17 protein-coding genes are annotated in these 16,344 nt (G+C 62.6%); 6 read left to right on the top strand and 11 right to left on the bottom strand.

The features are described from left to right. Positions 1-102: 102 nt before the first annotated feature. The 6 genes from fba to BG83_RS0109775 all read right to left on the bottom strand — a co-directional run bounded on the left by fba (position 103) and on the right by BG83_RS0109775 (position 6,088). Positions 103-1,167, bottom strand: coding sequence for a class II fructose-bisphosphate aldolase (fba, locus tag BG83_RS0109750; RefSeq protein WP_024976542.1), 1,065 nt, complete (start codon positions 1,165-1,167; stop codon positions 103-105). An 87-nt stretch (positions 1,168-1,254) separates the two neighbouring features. Beyond that, a complete protein-coding gene (gene pyk, locus BG83_RS0109755; protein ID WP_024976543.1) occupies positions 1,255-2,694 on the bottom strand; it encodes a pyruvate kinase in 1,440 nt (479 codons plus the stop codon). Between the two features lie 49 nt (positions 2,695-2,743). Continuing rightward, positions 2,744-3,955: a phosphoglycerate kinase gene (locus BG83_RS0109760; RefSeq protein ID WP_024976544.1), complete on the bottom strand. Its 1,212-nt coding sequence runs from the start codon at positions 3,953-3,955 to the stop codon at positions 2,744-2,746. 119 nt (positions 3,956-4,074) lie between these two features. After that, positions 4,075-4,971, bottom strand: coding sequence for an EamA family transporter RarD (gene rarD / locus BG83_RS0109765; RefSeq protein ID WP_024976545.1), 897 nt, complete (start codon positions 4,969-4,971; stop codon positions 4,075-4,077). A 2-nt stretch (positions 4,972-4,973) separates the two neighbouring features. After that, positions 4,974-5,297: an AzlD domain-containing protein gene (locus BG83_RS0109770; RefSeq protein WP_024976546.1), complete on the bottom strand. Its 324-nt coding sequence runs from the start codon at positions 5,295-5,297 to the stop codon at positions 4,974-4,976. Beyond that, on the bottom strand, positions 5,294-6,088 hold the full coding sequence (locus BG83_RS0109775; RefSeq protein ID WP_024976547.1) for an AzlC family ABC transporter permease: 795 nt from the start codon (positions 6,086-6,088) through the stop codon (positions 5,294-5,296). Before BG83_RS0109775 ends, BG83_RS0109770 begins: the two co-directional genes overlap by 4 nt. A 328-nt stretch (positions 6,089-6,416) precedes the next feature. Between BG83_RS0109775 and BG83_RS0109780 the strand changes: the two genes are divergently transcribed. From BG83_RS0109780 to BG83_RS0109800, 5 genes are read left to right on the top strand one after another with little or no spacing between them, the layout of a single operon-like run. Further along, positions 6,417-6,614 (top strand): zinc-finger domain-containing protein, encoded by a 198-nt coding sequence (locus BG83_RS0109780; protein WP_024976548.1) that lies wholly within the window; start codon positions 6,417-6,419, stop codon positions 6,612-6,614. 49 nt (positions 6,615-6,663) lie between these two features. Continuing rightward, positions 6,664-7,689, top strand: a complete 1,026-nt coding sequence (gene waaF / locus BG83_RS0109785; protein WP_024976549.1) for a lipopolysaccharide heptosyltransferase II — start codon at positions 6,664-6,666, stop codon at positions 7,687-7,689. Between the two features lie 25 nt (positions 7,690-7,714). Next, positions 7,715-8,155, top strand: a complete 441-nt coding sequence (locus BG83_RS0109790) for a YybH family protein (protein WP_024976550.1) — start codon at positions 7,715-7,717, stop codon at positions 8,153-8,155. A 34-nt stretch (positions 8,156-8,189) separates the two neighbouring features. After that, the gene (locus BG83_RS0109795; RefSeq protein ID WP_024976551.1) at positions 8,190-9,266 is read left to right on the top strand and encodes a YheT family hydrolase; all 1,077 of its coding nucleotides are present in this window, start codon (positions 8,190-8,192) and stop codon (positions 9,264-9,266) included. After that, positions 9,259-9,840 (top strand): DUF2946 family protein, encoded by a 582-nt coding sequence (locus tag BG83_RS0109800; protein WP_024976552.1) that lies wholly within the window; start codon positions 9,259-9,261, stop codon positions 9,838-9,840. Before BG83_RS0109795 ends, BG83_RS0109800 begins: the two co-directional genes overlap by 8 nt. Before the next feature lie 20 nt (positions 9,841-9,860). Here the strand turns inward: BG83_RS0109800 and BG83_RS0109805 are convergent, their stop codons facing one another. Beyond that, entirely contained in the window at positions 9,861-11,558 is a 1,698-nt protein-coding gene (locus tag BG83_RS0109805) for a tetratricopeptide repeat protein (RefSeq protein ID WP_024976553.1), read from the bottom strand. A 105-nt stretch (positions 11,559-11,663) separates the two neighbouring features. On the opposite strand from BG83_RS0109805, the gene moaC reads away from it, so the two are divergent. Then, complete coding sequence (moaC, locus tag BG83_RS0109810; protein ID WP_024976554.1) at positions 11,664-12,140, top strand: cyclic pyranopterin monophosphate synthase MoaC; 477 nt, start codon at positions 11,664-11,666, stop codon at positions 12,138-12,140. 62 nt (positions 12,141-12,202) lie between these two features. On the opposite strand, the gene BG83_RS0109815 is transcribed toward moaC, so the two are convergent. The 4 genes from BG83_RS0109815 to BG83_RS0109830 all read right to left on the bottom strand — a co-directional run bounded on the left by BG83_RS0109815 (position 12,203) and on the right by BG83_RS0109830 (position 16,296). After that, complete coding sequence (locus tag BG83_RS0109815; protein ID WP_024976555.1) at positions 12,203-12,715, bottom strand: pilin; 513 nt, start codon at positions 12,713-12,715, stop codon at positions 12,203-12,205. Positions 12,716-12,866: 151 nt separating this feature from the next. Next, positions 12,867-14,633, bottom strand: a complete 1,767-nt coding sequence (locus BG83_RS0109820; RefSeq protein WP_024976556.1) for a PglL family O-oligosaccharyltransferase — start codon at positions 14,631-14,633, stop codon at positions 12,867-12,869. Between the two features lie 231 nt (positions 14,634-14,864). Beyond that, positions 14,865-15,359, bottom strand: a complete 495-nt coding sequence (locus BG83_RS0109825; RefSeq protein ID WP_024976557.1) for a pilin — start codon at positions 15,357-15,359, stop codon at positions 14,865-14,867. 424 nt (positions 15,360-15,783) lie between these two features. Next, on the bottom strand, positions 15,784-16,296 hold the full coding sequence (locus BG83_RS0109830; protein ID WP_024976558.1) for a pilin: 513 nt from the start codon (positions 16,294-16,296) through the stop codon (positions 15,784-15,786). Between the last annotated feature and the right edge of the window lie 48 nt (positions 16,297-16,344).

The following is a 16,344-nucleotide window of genomic DNA, read 5'->3' on the forward strand; positions in this document are numbered from 1 at the left end:
AGAGGAGATAAGAAAACGTGGAAGGCCAGCATTATACGTGGCCCATGCAATGCAAAACGGCTGGCGCAGTGCCAGCCGTTTGCCAGATGTGACGCGAAATGCTTATTGCACCACTTGCGCCAGATCGCCGCTTTGGTACTTCTGCGCCATCACCGACAGACCGATCGGCTTGATCTTGCCAGCCTGACCTTCGCAGCCGAACTCGATATAGCGCGCCTTGCAGACCTGCTTGGCGGCTTCGCGGGCGGGCTTGAGCCATTCGCGGGCATCGAACTTGTCCGGGTTTTCGGCCAGGAACTTACGCACCGCGCCCGTCATTGCCAGGCGGATGTCGGTGTCGATGTTGATCTTGCGCACGCCGTACTTGATGGCTTCCTGGATTTCCTCGACGGGCACGCCGTAGGTTTCCTTCATCTTGCCGCCGTACTGGTTGATGATAGCCAGCAGTTCTTGCGGCACGCTCGACGAGCCGTGCATCACCAGGTGGGTGTTCGGGATGCGCGCGTGGATTTCCTTCACGCGGCTGATCGCCAGTATGTCGCCGGTAGGCTTGCGCGTGAACTTGTAGGCGCCGTGGCTGGTGCCAATGGCAATGGCCAGGGCGTCCAGTTGGGTCGCCTTGACGAACTGGGCAGCCTCTTCCGGGTCGGTCAGCAGGGACGAGTGGTCGAGCTTGCCTTCCGCGCCGTGGCCATCTTCCTCGCCGGCCATACCGGTCTCCAGCGAGCCCAGGCAGCCGAGTTCGCCTTCAACGGTCACACCAACCTTGTGGGCCATCTCGACCACGCGGCGCGTCACGTCGACGTTGTAGTCGAAATCAGCCGGGGTCTTGCCGTCTTCGCGCAGCGAGCCGTCCATCATGACCGAGCCGAAGCCCAGGTCGATGGCGCCCTGGCAGATTGCCGGGCTTTGGCCGTGATCCTGGTGCATGACCAGCGGAATCTCCGGATAAGCCTCGACGGCGGCCTGGATCAGGTGCTTGATGAACGATTCGCCGGCGTATTTGCGGGCGCCTGCGCTGGCCTGCAGGATGACCGGTGCGCCGGCTTCCTTGGCAGCTTCCATCACAGCCTGGACTTGCTCCAGATTGTTCACGTTGAATGCCGGCAGGCCGTAGCCGTTTTCAGCGGCGTGGTCCAGCAGTTGGCGCATCGAGACGAGTGGCATGGTTTTCTCCTATGGATCGATCTGTATTCGGTCTCAGGAACCCGTGGGCGTCTGGTAGACGTAGCAAACGGCGTTCCGTCGTGGGCGTCAGTGCATGCCGACGCGAACAATCTTGAGCGTGTTGGTGCCGCCGGCCTGACCCATCGGCTCGCCGACGGTCAGGACGATGAAGTCGCCACGCTGCACGACGCCACGCGCGACCAGCAGTTCTTCGGCCTGGTGCAGGGCTTCGTCACGGTCGGCGCTGTTGGCCAGCGGCAGCGACTGCACGTTGCGGTACAGGGCCATCTTGCGCTGCGAGGCCACGTTGGGCGTCATCGCATAAATGGGGATGTTGATGCCGTGGCGGCTCATCCACAGCGCCGTGGCGCCGGAATCGGTAAGCGCGGCAATCGCCTTGACCTGCAGATGGTGCGCCGTGAACAGCGCCCCCATGGCAATCGACTGGTCAATGCGGCTGAAAGTCTGGTCGAGGAAGTCAGTGTCCAGGTGCACGGATTGCGACTTCTCGGCTTCCAAACAGATGGCAGCCATGGCCTCGATGGTCTCGACCGGGTAGCGCCCGGCAGCGGTTTCCGCCGACAGCATCACCGCATCGGTGCCGTCGAGCACGGCGTTGGCGACGTCCGACACCTCGGCGCGCGTCGGCACCGGGTTGACGATCATCGATTCCATCATCTGCGTGGCGGTGATGGCCAGCTTATTGTTTTCGCGGGCCAGCTTGATCATGCGCTTCTGCAGCGCTGGCACAGCCGCGTTGCCCACTTCCACCGCCAGGTCGCCACGCGCGACCATGATGCCGTCGGAAGCGGCCAGGATCTCTTCGAGCACGCCGGGGCGGATGGCCTCGGCACGCTCGATCTTGGCGATCATGCGCGTCTTGTGGTTGTGCGGCGCACCTGCCACGGCGGCCAGCTGGCGCGCCATTTCCATGTCGGTCGCGTTCTTGGGGAAGCTGACCGCAACGTAATCGGCGCCCAGCGCCATCGCGGTCTTGATGTCTTCCATGTCCTTGGCGGTCAGCGCCGGCGCCGACAGCCCGCCGCCCTGGCGGTTGATGCCCTTGTTGTTGGACAGATCTCCGCCGATCTTGACGATGGTCTCAATCTCTTCACCCACCACGCGCTCGACCTGCAGCACGATCAGCCCGTCGTTGAGCAGCAGCAGATCGCCCGGGCCAACGTCGCGCGGCAGTTCCTTGTAGTCGAGACCGACGCGCTCCTGGTTGCCCAGTTCGCAGCGGGCGTCGAGCGTAAAGCGATCACCCGGTTCGAGCGTGATCTTGCCGCTCTCGAACTTGCCGACGCGGATCTTCGGACCCTGCAGGTCGGCCATGATGGCCACCTCGCGGCCCACCGAACGCGCCACTTCGCGCACAAGCTGCGCACGATCGATGTGATCTTGCGCCGCGCCGTGCGAGAAGTTCAGCCGCACCACGTCCACCCCCGCGGCGATCATGCGGGTCAGGACTTCCTGCGTGCTGGACGCGGGGCCGAGCGTTGCGACGATCTTGGTAGCACGGGTCATGGGCGGCGGTGTCTCGTTGTTGTGGTGGCGATGTTCGCGGCGCTTGCGCTCAAGCCACAGCGGTCTGGCTCTGCGCGCGTTGCTCCAGGATTTCGACGGCCGGCAGCGTCTTGCCTTCCAGGAATTCGAGGAACGCACCGCCGCCGGTGGAGATATAGCCCACCTTGTCGGCGATGTTGTACTTGGCGATGGCAGCCAGCGTGTCGCCGCCGCCCGCAATCGAGAAACCCGACGAGGCAGCAATCGCCTCGGCCAGCACCTTGGTGCCATTGCCGAACTGGTCGAACTCGAACACGCCGACCGGGCCGTTCCAGACGATGGTGCCGGCTGTCTTCAGTTGCTCGGCCAGTTGGGCAGCCGTCTTGGGGCCGATGTCGAGGATCATGTCGTCGTCCGCCACATCCGCCACATCCTTGACGGTCGCGGCCGCGGTGGCGTTGAATTCCTTGGCGCACACCACGTCGACCGGGATGGGCACCGATGCGCCACGTGCTGCCAGCATCTCAATGATGGCCTTTGCATCGCCCACCAAGTCGGCTTCCGCCAGCGATTTGCCGATCTTCAGGCCGGCAGCCAGCATGAACGTGTTGGCAATGCCGCCCCCCACGATCAGGTTGTCCACCTTGTCAGCCAGCGACTTCAGGATAGTCAGCTTGGTCGAAACCTTCGAGCCGGCCACGATGGCGACCAGCGGGCGTGCCGGCTGACCCAGCGCCTTGCCCAGCGCATCCAGTTCGGCGGCCAGCAGCGGACCGGCGCAGGCGACGGGCGCAAACTTGGCGATACCGTGGGTGGTGGCTTCCGCGCGGTGGGCAGTGCCGAAGGCGTCGTTGACGTAGACATCGCACAGCTTGGCCATCTTCTGGGCCAGTTCGTCGCTGTTCTTCTTCTCGCCCTTGTTCACGCGGCAGTTTTCCAGCAGCACGACCTGGCCGGGCGCGACATCCACGCCGTCGACCCAGTTCTGGACGAGTTTCACGTCACGGCCTAGCAGCTCGGACAGGCGCTTGGCAACCGGCGCGAGCGAATCTTCCGGCTTGAATTCGCCCTCGGTCGGGCGGCCCAGATGCGAAGTGACCATGACGGCCGCACCCGCGTCCAGCGCGGCTTTGACGGCCGGCACGGATGCGCGGATGCGCGTGTCTTCGGTGATGTTGCCGGCATCGTCTTGCGGCACGTTGAGGTCGGCGCGGATGAACACGCGCTTACCGGCAAGCTTTCCTTCGGAGATGAGATCGGACAGACGCAGGACGTGGGGCATGGCAGCTACGGAAGAAATCGCGGAAAACGACAATTTTACCCGATGCGCCTGGTCAAAACGTGCGTTTCTCGGCCGAACCTTCCCGGCTCGACCGTCTTGCCGAGGCCGATTGGCGGGGACTATGCCGGCACCGGCGTGCGACGGCGCAGCCGCATCCAGCCTTCGGCCGAATACACGGCAAGACCTGCCCAGATGAGCACATAGCCCGCCACCTTGGGGCCCGCAAACGGCTCGTTGTAGAGCCAAACGCCCAGCAGCAACTGCAGCGTCGGGCTCACGTATTGCAGCAAACCCAACAGCGACAGCGGAATACGCCGCGCGCCGGCGCCAAACAGCAGCAGAGGCAGCGCCGTCAGCGGGCCGGCCAGTGCCAGCAGTAACTGCGTGCCCGGCGATGCGGCCAGGAAGGCATTCTGATGCTGCGAAGCCAGCCAGCCGAGATAGGCCAGCGCCAGCGGAAACAGCAGTAGCGTCTCCAGCGTCAGCCCTTCCAGCGCGCCCAGCGGCGAAGTCTTGCGCAGCAAGCCGTAGAACCCAAACGAAAATGCCAGCGCCAGAGCAATCCAAGGCAGCGTGCCGGCCTGCCAGGTCAGCCACGCCACGCCTGCCGCCGCCAGGGCTACCGACACCCACTGCACTGGCCGCAGCCGTTCACCGAGCACCAGCAGCGCCAGCATTACCACCACCAGCGGGTTGATGAAGTAGCCCAAGCTGGCGTCGATCACGTGGTCGTGGTTGACGGCCCAGATGTAGGTCAACCAGTTGGCGGCCAACAGGCTGGTGCTGGCCGCGTAGCGTGCCACGACACGCGGCTGCGTGCGCAGCGCCCAAAGCCAAGCCCAGTGCCGTTTCACGAGCAGAATCACCACCATCACCGCCAACGACCAGATCACGCGGTGCGAAAGAATCTCCACCGGCGACACCGCCTTGAGCAGCTTGAAGTACAGCGGAAACAGGCCCCACATCGTGTAGGCCAGAAACGCGAAGATCGCGCCGTTGCGATTGGAGCCCGGCATGTTCATCCCCAGAGACGCAGCACGGTAAAGACGCCCATGCCGACGAAGATCATGCCGAGCATGCGCCGCGTTGCCACATAGAAAGCGGTGGCTGCAACGCCGGCCATCAGGCGCGGGTTGGTCCAGCTCGCGTCGAAGTGCCCCTGATTCCAGAGCAGGTCGGGCAAGACGATGGCGACGAGCGCGGCAGCGGGCGCAAAGCGCAGCGCGTGCTGCACGCGGGTGGGCAGGGTCATGCGGTTGCCCACGATCAGGAACAGCGAACGCGTGACGATCGTCACCACGGTCATCCCGGCAATCACCAGCCAGATTTCGAGTGCGCTCATGCGTCGTCCTCTTCGGCTGCAACACGCGCGGCGCGGCGGCGTTGCCACTGCAGGCGCGCGGCGGCTTCGTCCGCAGCCAGGCCGGCAGCCATCGCGCCGGTCACTGCAATCACCAGACTCAATCGATACGGCAGCCTGAAGGCAACCAGAGCCAGCACCGCCGCCACAGCCACCGCCATGAGGGTGGCACGGCTACGAATGGTCGACACCATGACAGGAATCAGCGCGAGCGTCCCGGCCAACGCCAGGCCCCACGCGTCAGGAAACAGGCTCGCCGCGACGATGCCCACGATGGACGACACCTGCCAGCCAACGAAGCTCAGCAGGACCATGCCCCAGTAATAGCCCTCCTTGCCCGCCTGCGGCGCGGCCGAGGGGTACTGCTGGGTGAACAGCACGAACGGCAGATCGCCGTTGAACACGCCCAGGACCACGCGCCGCATGAACGGCAGGTGCCCGAAATGCTGCATCAGCCCCGCGCTAAAGATGATGAAGCGCACATTCACGATGAACGCCGTCAGCAACGCCGTCCAGATCGGCAACCCCGCCGCCAGCAGCGGCAGCACCGCCAACTGCGATGACCCGGCATATACGAAGATCGTCATGCCGATGGCCTGTGGGATGGTCAGCACCGATTTGCTCATCGCCACGCCGGTCACCAGCCCCCAGGCGAGCACCGGCGGCATCGACGGCATGTAAGCTCGCACGCCGGCAAAGAAGCCCGCACGTTCGGCCGGATCGATCGCTTCCCAGCGGCGCTGCAACGCAGCCGCCCAGCGAACTAGCGCCATAGCGCCCCCAAAAGTGACGAATCAGACTCTTTTTGATCAACCGGACAGGGACAACCGGCAGCGCGGGCGCGCAGGAACGTCGGGGGCGACATGGGTGGCTCGTAGAAAACACGCGATTATACTTTTGATGTTAAGCATCCGCTTAACGGCGATGCGCGTGCGCCCTGCCCTACGAAACGATTCGTGCCGGGCGCCACGCACTGCAACAATCTGCGTTGGCGTGCCTGCGCCCACCCCTTACAATTTCGCTTTTGTCGTTTTTTGAACCTGCGGCCCATATCACGGTGTGGCTGACCTGCTCAGACCGCGCCGGCACTCCTCACTCACCATGACCTCGCAAACCGCACCCACGATCGAAATCGGCGCAGACGACCTGCCGCTGCATTGCCCGACCGCCAAAACGCCGGCCTGGAACTACCACCCGCGCGTGTTCCTCGACATCGCTGACACCGGCGAGGCCAAGTGCCCGTACTGCGGCACCGTCTACAAGCTGGCCCCCGGCGTTGAACTGAAGGGCCACCATTGAGCCCGATTCACCTGCAGTACACCGGTCGCCGCGCTCGCCAGGCGATTCGATGATGCGCAAGATTCTCGTCGTCGCCCCCAATTGGATCGGTGATGCGCTGATGGCGCAGCCGCTGTTCGCGCAGCTCAAGGCGCGGCACCCGCGCGCGCAGATCCACGCCATCGCCCCAAAATGGGTCGCGCCCGTGCTCGCGCGCATGCCCGAGATCGCGCGCGTGCTGCCGACCGAACTCGCCCACGGCAAGCTGCAGCTCGGCAGCCGCACGATGTTCGCCCAGCAGCTCAAAGGCGAAACCTTTGACGCAGCGTACGTGCTGCCGAACTCGTTCAAGAGCGCGCTGATCCCGTGGCTGGCCGGCATTCCGCTGCGCATCGGCTACAAGGGCGAGTCGCGCCTGGGCGTGCTGAACGTGCGCTATCCGAATCCGCCCAAGAACGCGCGTCCGCCGATGGTGCAGCACTACGCGGCGCTGGCTTTCAAGCCCCACGCCAAGCTGCCCGACACCCTGCCCGACCCCAAGCTCGACATTGATGTGCAGCGGGTGGCCGCCACCTCGGCCAAGTTCGGCATTCCGGGCAACGCGCGGCTGATTGCCTTCTGCCCGGGCGCGGAATACGGCCCCGCCAAGCGCTGGCCAGCCGAACACTTTGCAGAGCTTGCGCAGATGCTGCGCCGCTCGTTCCCGTATGCGCAGATCGTCGCGCTCGGTTCGGGCAAGGACCGCGAGATGGCCAACGCCATCGTCGAGCGCGCGCTGTTCGTGCGCAACCTGTGCGGCGAGACCTCGCTGGACGAAGCCATCGAGCTGCTCGCCCGCGCCGAAGCCGCCATCTGCAACGATTCCGGCCTGATGCACGTGACCGCCGCCCTAGGGCGCCCACAGGTGGCCGTATTCGGCTCCAGCGACCCGCGCCACACGCCGCCGCTGTCGCCCGCTGCGAGTATCATGTGGCTCCATCTGGAGTGCAGCCCGTGCTTTGCGCGCGAATGCCCGCTGGGCCACTTGCGCTGCCTGCGCGACATCGGTCCCGAGATGGTGTTTCATGAATTGCGCCGGCTGCTGCAGCCGCAGTAATACGCTCTCCTTAACGTTCACCGCCATGCCACGATTTGCCCGCCTGTTCGAAGCCGCCGAGGACATCCTCGAAGCCTATCGCGATGCGCTCAAGCGCCGCGATGCCGATGGCGCGCTCAAGCTGTGGCTCGATGAGGACTCGGTGAGCTTCATCCTGCCGGATGGCCAGCGCCTGAACGGCCACGAGCAACTGCGCGGCTGCCTTGATGCGCTGGTCGAGAAGAACCCGGTCTGGATCGAATGCCTCTCGCAGCAGGTGCATTCGTCGCTGGGCGTATCGATCTTCGAAGCCACGGAAGCATTGCGCTTCTCGGCCACCGCCACCGAGGCCGACCTGTACGTGCACACGACGTACGTACTGATGCAGAACCACGAAGGCTGGCGTATCGCCCACGTGCATTCCAGCCAGGCCGCCGAAGAACGCGTGGCCGCCTCCATCGCCAGCGTTACGCACTCTCTGCACTAAGCTGCCGCGCTTGGCGTGGCTGCCGTCTCTCTCGATGACCCACCCGTCTCGCCACGCCACTCCCCTTGAACTGAATCTGGGCGCCCTGCTTGCAGGGTCGTTCGAGCCGCATGCGTTCCGCTCGCCGTGGTGGCTGATCGGCGGCAACGCGCAGACGATCGTGCCCGCGCGCCTGTGGCGCTTTCCGCGCATTACGTATCGGCGCGAACGCTGGGACACGCCCGACCACGACTTCATCGACCTCGACTGGACCACGCATGAAACGGATGCGCACGCGCCGCTCGTCGTCATGTTTCATGGCCTGGAGGGCGATTCGCGCAGCCATTACGCGCGGCTGCTGATGGACGCGGTGCGCGCGCGCCGCTGGCTGGGGGTCATTCCGCACTTTCGCGGTTGCTCGGGCGAGATGAACCTTGCGCCGCGCATGTATCACTGTGGAGACGGCGCTGAGATCGCGTGGATCCTCGAACGCCTTTATCGGACGGTTTGCCAGCCGCAGGGCCGCAAGCTGCTGGTCGTCGGCATCTCGCTGGGCGGCAACGCGCTGCTGCGCTACCTGGGCGAACATGGTACCGATGCGCGCTACGTGAGCGCGGTTGCGACGGTGTCTGCGCCGCTGGACATGCGAGCGGGCGGCGCAGCGTTGTCCAAGGGCTTCAACATGGTCTACACGCGCATGTTCCTGCGCACGCTCAAGGACAAGGCCAACGCCAAGCTCGACCAGCACCCAGGCCTGTACGACCGCGCCGCCATGATGGCCACGCGCACGCTGGGGCAGTTCGACAATCTTGTCACCGCCCCGCTGCACGGTTTTCGCGACGTGCTCGACTACTGGACACGCGCTTCATCCAAACCCGTGCTGCGCGAGGTACGCGTGCCCGCGCTGGTGCTGAACGCTCGCAACGATCCGTTCCTGCCCGGACAGCACCTGCCCGGCCCCGCCGACGTGTCACCCGATATCACGCTGGACCAGCCGCTGCACGGCGGCCATGTCGGCTTCCTGGTGCGCCATGGCAAGACAGGCCGCGTCGACTGGATGCCCGCCCGAGTCCTGCGCTTTTTCGATGACGTTTTGGGCCGCCAAACCAATGCGGAAGACGCCCATGGATGACATCGTCCGCCAGGCCATGGCCAAGTGGCCGAACGTGCCGAACTGCTTTGGCTGGCTGGCGCTGGATCGGCGGGGCCAATGGCGCATGCGCAACGAATATGCGCAGGCCAACAACCTATCCGGTGAGCCGATCCGCCACGCGGCGCTCGTCGATTTCATCGTGCGCAACTATGCGCATGACGATGCGGGGCGCTGGTTCTTCCAGAACGGGCCGCAGCGAGTGTTTGTCGGACTCGATTACACGCCGTGGGTGGTGCGGCTGTCAGCCGACGGCGCGCCGCCAGCGTTCACCACAACCACCGGCGCCGCATTCTCACCCGGCGACTGTTTTGTCGATGAACAAGGCAGCGTGCTGCTCTCGGGCCGCGTGGGCGGCTGCGAAGCAGAAGAGACGATTGCGCTGCTGCACGATCATGACCTGGAGCCGTTCTCATCCTTGGCCCAATGGCACGGAGACGCATGCGGAGCCGCACTGGGTACGTTGACGCTGGGGGATCGGACGTTCGACATTGAGCCAATTGCGAGCACGGAGGTTGCAAAGCGCTATGGCTTCGTGACCCGGCCCGCGGAATAGCGCCCGCTGGCCCACCCGCCCTACTTCGGCAACGCCTTGTCTTCCGCCTTCTCTTCCCGGTATTGACGTTCCATCTGGTGCAGGCGCGCATCCACTTCGGATAGCGTGTAGAAATCCGCATCTCCCGCATCGCGGGCGAGCTTCAGTTGCTCCACTGCCGATCCCCACGCCCCATCCCGCGCGTATTTCTCCGCCAGCGCACGATGCTGCTCAACGCGCTTGCCCTTGTCGGCATAGGCACGGGCGAGCATGTCCCACCAGATCGGCTGGGTGGTGTCTTCGCGGGTCTTGTCTTTCAGATACGGAATCGCGTCATCGGCCCGGCCGGCCGTCAGCAGCGTTTGCGCATAGGTGATGCCCACCGCGCGTGACAGCGGATACGCAACGAGCGCCGCGCGTGCCAACGTCAGCGCTTCGGATGCACGGTCACGAGCGCGTGCCAACTCGATGGCCGTCACATCCAGCTCGACGCTGCCCGACGTGATGCCGGGAATGTTGCCGTACAGGCGTCGCGCCTCCTGCAGCGCCTGCTCAGCGTCATCCAGCCGCCCGGCCATCTGGTTGGCGACGGCCACGCCGTACCAGAGCGCCGCGCGCTTCTCGACGGGCGCATCCGGTGCCGACGACAATTGCGAGCGCATCGCATTACGCACGTCGATATAAGCGCTTGTGGACGTTTCCTGCAGCACGCGCGCGCGCACCTTCGCAAAACCAAATTCTGGCCGACGCGGCTGGCGCGGATGCGGCAAGCCTCGTGCGCGGTCCTCCATGTCGGCGATACGTTCGCCGGTCAGCGGGTGGGTGCGCGCATAACCGGGAATCACGCCGGTATCGGCAATGTTCGTCACGCGCTGCAGACGACGAAAGAAGTCCGGCATGCCGTCCGGGTTGTAGCCAGCGCCGGTAAGCAACGTGAAGCCTACGCGGTCTGCCTCGCGCTCCGCGCCGCGCGAGAAGGCGAGCTGGTTCGATACTGCCGCCGCCTGCCCGCCCATCGCCAGCGCCTGCGCGGCGTCACCGCTTTTGGTGGCTGCCAGGCCGGCCAACAGAATCGACGCCAGCGCAATCCACATCGACTCGCCGGATTTATCGATGCCGCGCGCAATATGCCGCTGCAGCACGTGCCCGATTTCGTGACCGAGCACCGAGGCCAGCTCCGATTCACTCTCGGTCGCGACCAACGTACCCGTGTTCACGCCGATGTAGCCGCCCGGCAACGCAAACGCATTGATTCCCGGATCACGCACGGCGAACAGCTCAAAGCTCGACGCCGACGTGCTGCCCGCCACGTGCTGACGGCGCGCCGCATCGATCAGCTTGTAGCCAATGGTATTGAGGTAATCGGTGATCAGCGGGTCGGGCACGAAGTCCGGATCGCGGCGTATCTGGCGCATCACACGGTCGCCCAGGCGGCGCTCCATCTCGGGCGACAACGACGCTGTCGACGGATCACCCATATCGGGCAACTCGTACGTCGGCGCGTCAATAACAGCCGGCTCCTTCGGCAAATACGGTGACTGCCGGCCGATCTGCACGCTGCGATTCAGGTTGCTTTGCACCTGATCGGCAGCGGAACCTAAGCCCGGGTTGACCGAGGCCGCAGGCGCGGACGCCACCGCCTGGCCCAGCACGGGCAATGGCAGCGGCGCCAGCCATGTCGACAACAGCACAGCAGCCGTCAGCTTGCGGACGCGCGGCCGAAAAAGTGAAAGCGTCATACGGAAAGCACGGAGAGCGGAATCAGCGCGGCTACATCGCCGCAAGCCGGGTGCTTGCTATCATAAAACGCTTCGTACCCTGCCCCGCAAAACGCGCTGTCACTCATGTCGCAACTCACCCACTTCGATTCCGCCGGACAAGCCCATATGGTCGACGTCGGCGACAAGGCCGTTACCCACCGGGTGGCCGTGGCCACTGGCACGATCCGCATGCTGCCCGAGACGTTTGCGCTGGTGCGCGACGGCAACGCCAAGAAGGGCGATGTGCTCGGGATTGCGCGCGTTGCGGCCATCCAGGGGTCCAAGCGGACGTCGGATTTGATTCCATTGTGTCATCCGCTGGCGTTGACGAAGGTGGGGGTGGAGTTTGTGCTGGATGAGGCTGAGCAAACCGTCCGCTGCACCGTTCGTGCCGAGACGCGTGGACAGACCGGCGTGGAAATGGAAGCGCTGACTGCGGTGCAGGTGGGGCTGCTGACGATCTACGATATGTGCAAGGCTGTGGATCGGGGGATGGTGATTGGGGATGTGCGGCTACTGGAAAAGCATGGGGGGAAGTCGGGGGATTGGGTGGCGGTGTAGTGGATCCCTCGCCTCAAAAAAAAGAGCGTCTTTGCGACGCTCTTTTGCTTGCGTTTACCGGATCAGCGGCATTCCGAGGGGGTCAGGTTGGCCGCAAGTGTCGGTGCGCCCTTCAACTCGTCGGACCCCGCACGAATTTGGGCACCCTTTGCGTAGCAATCCCAACGAATTGGACCGATAGGTCGCTTGCCGCTGCTCAAAGCGACATCGTTCGCCGTTGGTTTTAAAACAACGGTGTTTTCACCATCCGGAACGACGTTGCTCGCATAGGCAATGGTGATTTCCCCCGTCGATGCCTCAATCGTAATTCCACCCGCCTGAACATTCTTCGTCGCCTTGGTATCGGAGGCATAGCCTTGGTCAAGCGATACACCTGCAATAGCGTTTTCGGAGACCAACGTCTTGGCAGTCGAGGCCAATGTCAGCCCTTCAGTCACGCGCGAGCGCGTAACGTAGTCTTGGTATGCGGGCACGGCGATCGCGGCCAAAATGCCAACGATCGCGATGACGATCATGAGTTCGATCAGGGTAAAGCCCGCTTGGGCTCGCTTGCCTGCATTGCTCTTCAGACGCATTGACTTCTCCTCTATCGTTGTTTCGGATTTTCAATTGCCGATTTCTTTCAGCATTTGAGAGGGAGAAGACTAAGCGAGTCGATGAAACTCCATGCAAGGCGCAACGATTTTTAATTCTTCCCAATAAGAAAGCGCCCAAAGGGCGCTTCAATTATTGCGACGCGGCAGGCGCTTTTTCAGCCGATGGTTTCATCGTTGATACGAGCAGATTTTCGGATTTGAGCCGAGTACAAAGCGTCTTCAGCCTGCCATCCCCCTGCTTCTCACAGGCTTGCTTGAGAATCCAAGTCTGCGTTGCGTAGTCGGCCGGATAGCTGGCACGCATACGACGCGCGTACACCATGGCTTCATCGGCCCTCCCAAGATACGCAAGTGCAAGCACATAGCGTTGAACCGTGAGCGATCCGGGATAGAACTGCATGGCGTGGAACTCGAGCTTCTCCAGAGATGACGCCATCTCCTGGGTGACGTTCCACTGAATCGCAATCGCGAGATTCTCGAAAGGCAGCAACAACGTTGGCCCATGCTTGCTATACCTGGCAAGCTCCTTCTGTGCCCCCTCCGGCGCGTAATGAAGCCGCTCCACGGCCTTGTAGTCACCCCACAGATGCGCCATCAGCGCGACACCACCTATGGAAATCACAGCAGTAGACACGAAAGCCATACCGCTTGACGGTGCCGGCAAATCGCGTTCGTCAGCATAGCCCAGGGCAAAGGCGAGCGGAAGCAGGAAGAACAGGTAGTGCAGCGGATACTCCAACATCGAATGCACGAGCATAACCGCAGCGATGGAAAGCAGAAATGCCAAGTCCGGCGTCATCCGGCGCTTCCGCAGACTCCATACGAAGCCAAGCACGGGTACTACTATGGCAAGCAAACCAAGCAAGCCGACCTTGGCCAGTTGATCCAGCACGATGTTGTGTGCATTCAGTGACATCACGACCGGGCCAAGCACGTCGGTCTGTACAAACTGATTCCAAGCATAGTCGCCCCATCCACCGCCCAGCCATGGATGAGCGAGGAACATACGCCATGCATGCATCCACAACTGGGCTCTCCCCGTGCCCTCTGCAAAGCGCTCCCCTATCGATCCTGGCAACCCGAGATGCCATAGCGTGTTGCCGTAGTCAACCAACCAATTGCAGAGTTGGTATGTCACCGTCAGCAGGACGATTGGCAAACACGCCACCATCCAGCGGCGCCAGCCACGCAGATCGGACGTCCATACGAGCCCCGTCAAGCCGCCGACCACGATGATATGCAGCCATGACATGCGAGAGAATGTCAGGGATAGCCCAAACAAGAATAGAAGCACGACGACCGCGAGCAGCCACCGCGTGTAGCGATATCGCTGCGCCAAAAACGCGCTCGCCGCCATGCCAAATGCAAGATATGACGCCACATGATTGGGCTGGTTCATATTGCCCCACATGCGTCGACCGGTGGTTCCGGGCGCTTCGGCGATCAGCACTGGGAGCAAGTTAGGCACGCGAAACAGCTGCAGCAATTCGATCGCCACGGTTACGAGACTTCCGACGATCAAGCCAATCGCCAACGCCTCCAAAACACCTGGCAATTCTCGGCAGCGAGCACCAAGGCCACAAGCCGCAGTGGCAGCCAACAGGAACACCGTCGCGGCGAGCGAGAAAAACGGATTCAGCGGCGGTGCGACCAAGAGCTGCGCGAACAGAACGCCAATCAACGCGAGCGGCGCCAGCGCAATCCGCGGCAGTCCCGTCGGGCTTTTCCATGTCGCCGCCAGTACCGTGATCGCCAAGACGATCCAACAGATGGCAGTAAGAAATTCGGAATAGAAGGTTGGCATCGGCAGCGTATGCGGCGCCAACAGGTAGGGAAGTGCGCCGCACATGACCAATGCGAGCCAGAGCGGGAGATACAGAAGTCGAGATCGAAGCATGCGCAAATCTGCGAGAGAACGGGAGTACATACGGCGCCATCAAAACACCGTTTGCAACGGCCGCGAGTGTAGTCGAACGAACCGCAAGTTAAGCTTGATGGCTTTTTGAACACGCCACCCCGCCAAGCACATCCGCATAAAGCAAAGGGCGCCCTGAGGCGCCCTTGCGATTCTCTTGTTCCTAGATGTGCCAGTCGTTACACAGGACTAGCTGGACCAAGAAGATAACGATTAGTTCTGGCAAGCGGCCGGCAGGTACGGATACAGGGCTGCTTGCGATGCCGCGACGGAATTATTATTGGCCGAAGCAGTTCCGCACGTCCACGCAACCGTGCCATCGCCTGCGCCAACGCCAAACAAGCCGATCATCTTGCCATCAACCGACGAGTTGCCCGTGCTGGCAAGCGTCAGAATCACGCTGACATTCGACGCGCCAAACGGGTTGTATTTGATAGCACTGATGTACTTGGTATTGCTTGGCACCGACGTGCTGAACGGTGCGTTAGTCGGGAACGTGACAGGGCTAGCATTCGCGTAGGCTTCGGAAATCGCCGCGCGGGTCGAATCCAGCAGCGTCGTCGCTTCCGTCAGCTTCGACTTGATCATGTAGTTGTTGTAAGCCGGCAGCGCGATGGCAGCCAGGATACCGACGATCGCAACCACGATCATCAGTTCGATCAGCGTGAAACCCTTCTGGACACGCTTGTTCAGACGCAGCGACTTCATAAATTCCCCCGGATATTTGGTTAAAGGTGAAGCGGGTGAGATGGAGCAGGGATCGTGCCAACTCGAATTTGTAGGTTTATGGAACCCAGGCGGCAGAAAATTGGCAGGTCGTCCACTGTGGTGTGACACTTTTCGACACCAATTGACACTGTATGTTAGTTTTGCGATCCTTGAGTCACATTTTCGGCGAAGAACTGCTACACCGTTGTGACCGGGCACTTAAGGCGTCTCCGCGGAAAGTACTGGCTTGCCCATTTGAGGCGTCGTTCGTTCCTGCCTCTGGCTTGGGTGACGCTCCGCAGCACCCCCAAAAAATGCATCAGACCCCGAGCCTCGGGTCATGATGCACTGATTCAGACGACAGTACCTCCGACACGCCAACCAAGCCACCCGACTCATCTTGGTTGACGCGCACAATCTCGCTTCAATTTTGGCAGGCAGCCGGCAGGAAGGGATACATGGCAGGCACTGCGACGCCGGAGCCATAAGCGCTGGCGTTAACGCTATTGGCCGTCGCGCAGGTCCAACTCACTGTGCCATCAGATTGCTTAGCACCGAAGATGCCGATATACCCGCCGTCCACTTGAGCGGAACCCGTGTTCCCCAGCGTCACGATCACCGCCGCTGAACTCCCGCTGACGTTATATTTAACCGCGGTCACGTAGCGCGCATTGCTCGCCACCGACTGCACGATCAAGGGTGGCGACGATGCTGGTGGAAAGACCCCGTCATTTGCTGAATAGACATCCATGATGGCCGCCCGTGATGCGTCGAGCATGGTCGTCGCTTCGGTCAGCTTGGACTTGATCATGTAGTTGGTGTAAGCCGGCAGCGCAATTGCCGCGAGAATCCCAACAATCGCCACCACAATCATCAGCTCGATCAGCGTAAAGCCGCCCGCCCGACGCTTTATTCCCTTGCTGTGCTTGAAAACCATGACCTCTCCCCAAAAGGTATTTTGTTATTGGGAGGCCACCGTGCAGGG

The sequence above is a fragment of the Ralstonia pickettii genome (assembly GCF_000607165.1).
In the GTDB taxonomy this organism is placed as follows: domain Bacteria; phylum Pseudomonadota; class Gammaproteobacteria; order Burkholderiales; family Burkholderiaceae; genus Ralstonia; species Ralstonia holmesii.

Excerpts from the sequence above, each read along its gene's own strand:
- fba (WP_024976542.1), bottom strand. The coding sequence starts at position 1,167 with ATGCCACTCGTCTCGATGCGCCAACTGCTGGACCACGCCGCTGAAAAC.
- pyk (WP_024976543.1), bottom strand. The coding sequence starts at position 2,694 with ATGACCCGTGCTACCAAGATCGTCGCAACGCTCGGCCCCGCGTCCAGC.
- BG83_RS0109760 (WP_024976544.1), bottom strand. The coding sequence starts at position 3,955 with ATGCCCCACGTCCTGCGTCTGTCCGATCTCATCTCCGAAGGAAAGCTT.
- rarD (WP_024976545.1), bottom strand. The coding sequence starts at position 4,971 with ATGCCGGGCTCCAATCGCAACGGCGCGATCTTCGCGTTTCTGGCCTAC.
- BG83_RS0109770 (WP_024976546.1), bottom strand. The coding sequence starts at position 5,297 with ATGAGCGCACTCGAAATCTGGCTGGTGATTGCCGGGATGACCGTGGTG.
- BG83_RS0109775 (WP_024976547.1), bottom strand. The coding sequence starts at position 6,088 with ATGGCGCTAGTTCGCTGGGCGGCTGCGTTGCAGCGCCGCTGGGAAGCG.
- BG83_RS0109780 (WP_024976548.1), top strand. The coding sequence starts at position 6,417 with ATGACCTCGCAAACCGCACCCACGATCGAAATCGGCGCAGACGACCTG.
- waaF (WP_024976549.1), top strand. The coding sequence starts at position 6,664 with ATGATGCGCAAGATTCTCGTCGTCGCCCCCAATTGGATCGGTGATGCG.
- BG83_RS0109790 (WP_024976550.1), top strand. The coding sequence starts at position 7,715 with ATGCCACGATTTGCCCGCCTGTTCGAAGCCGCCGAGGACATCCTCGAA.
- BG83_RS0109795 (WP_024976551.1), top strand. The coding sequence starts at position 8,190 with ATGACCCACCCGTCTCGCCACGCCACTCCCCTTGAACTGAATCTGGGC.
- BG83_RS0109800 (WP_024976552.1), top strand. The coding sequence starts at position 9,259 with ATGGATGACATCGTCCGCCAGGCCATGGCCAAGTGGCCGAACGTGCCG.
- BG83_RS0109805 (WP_024976553.1), bottom strand. The coding sequence starts at position 11,558 with ATGACGCTTTCACTTTTTCGGCCGCGCGTCCGCAAGCTGACGGCTGCT.
- moaC (WP_024976554.1), top strand. The coding sequence starts at position 11,664 with ATGTCGCAACTCACCCACTTCGATTCCGCCGGACAAGCCCATATGGTC.
- BG83_RS0109815 (WP_024976555.1), bottom strand. The coding sequence starts at position 12,715 with ATGCGTCTGAAGAGCAATGCAGGCAAGCGAGCCCAAGCGGGCTTTACC.
- BG83_RS0109820 (WP_024976556.1), bottom strand. The coding sequence starts at position 14,633 with ATGCTTCGATCTCGACTTCTGTATCTCCCGCTCTGGCTCGCATTGGTC.
- BG83_RS0109825 (WP_024976557.1), bottom strand. The coding sequence starts at position 15,359 with ATGAAGTCGCTGCGTCTGAACAAGCGTGTCCAGAAGGGTTTCACGCTG.
- BG83_RS0109830 (WP_024976558.1), bottom strand. The coding sequence starts at position 16,296 with ATGGTTTTCAAGCACAGCAAGGGAATAAAGCGTCGGGCGGGCGGCTTT.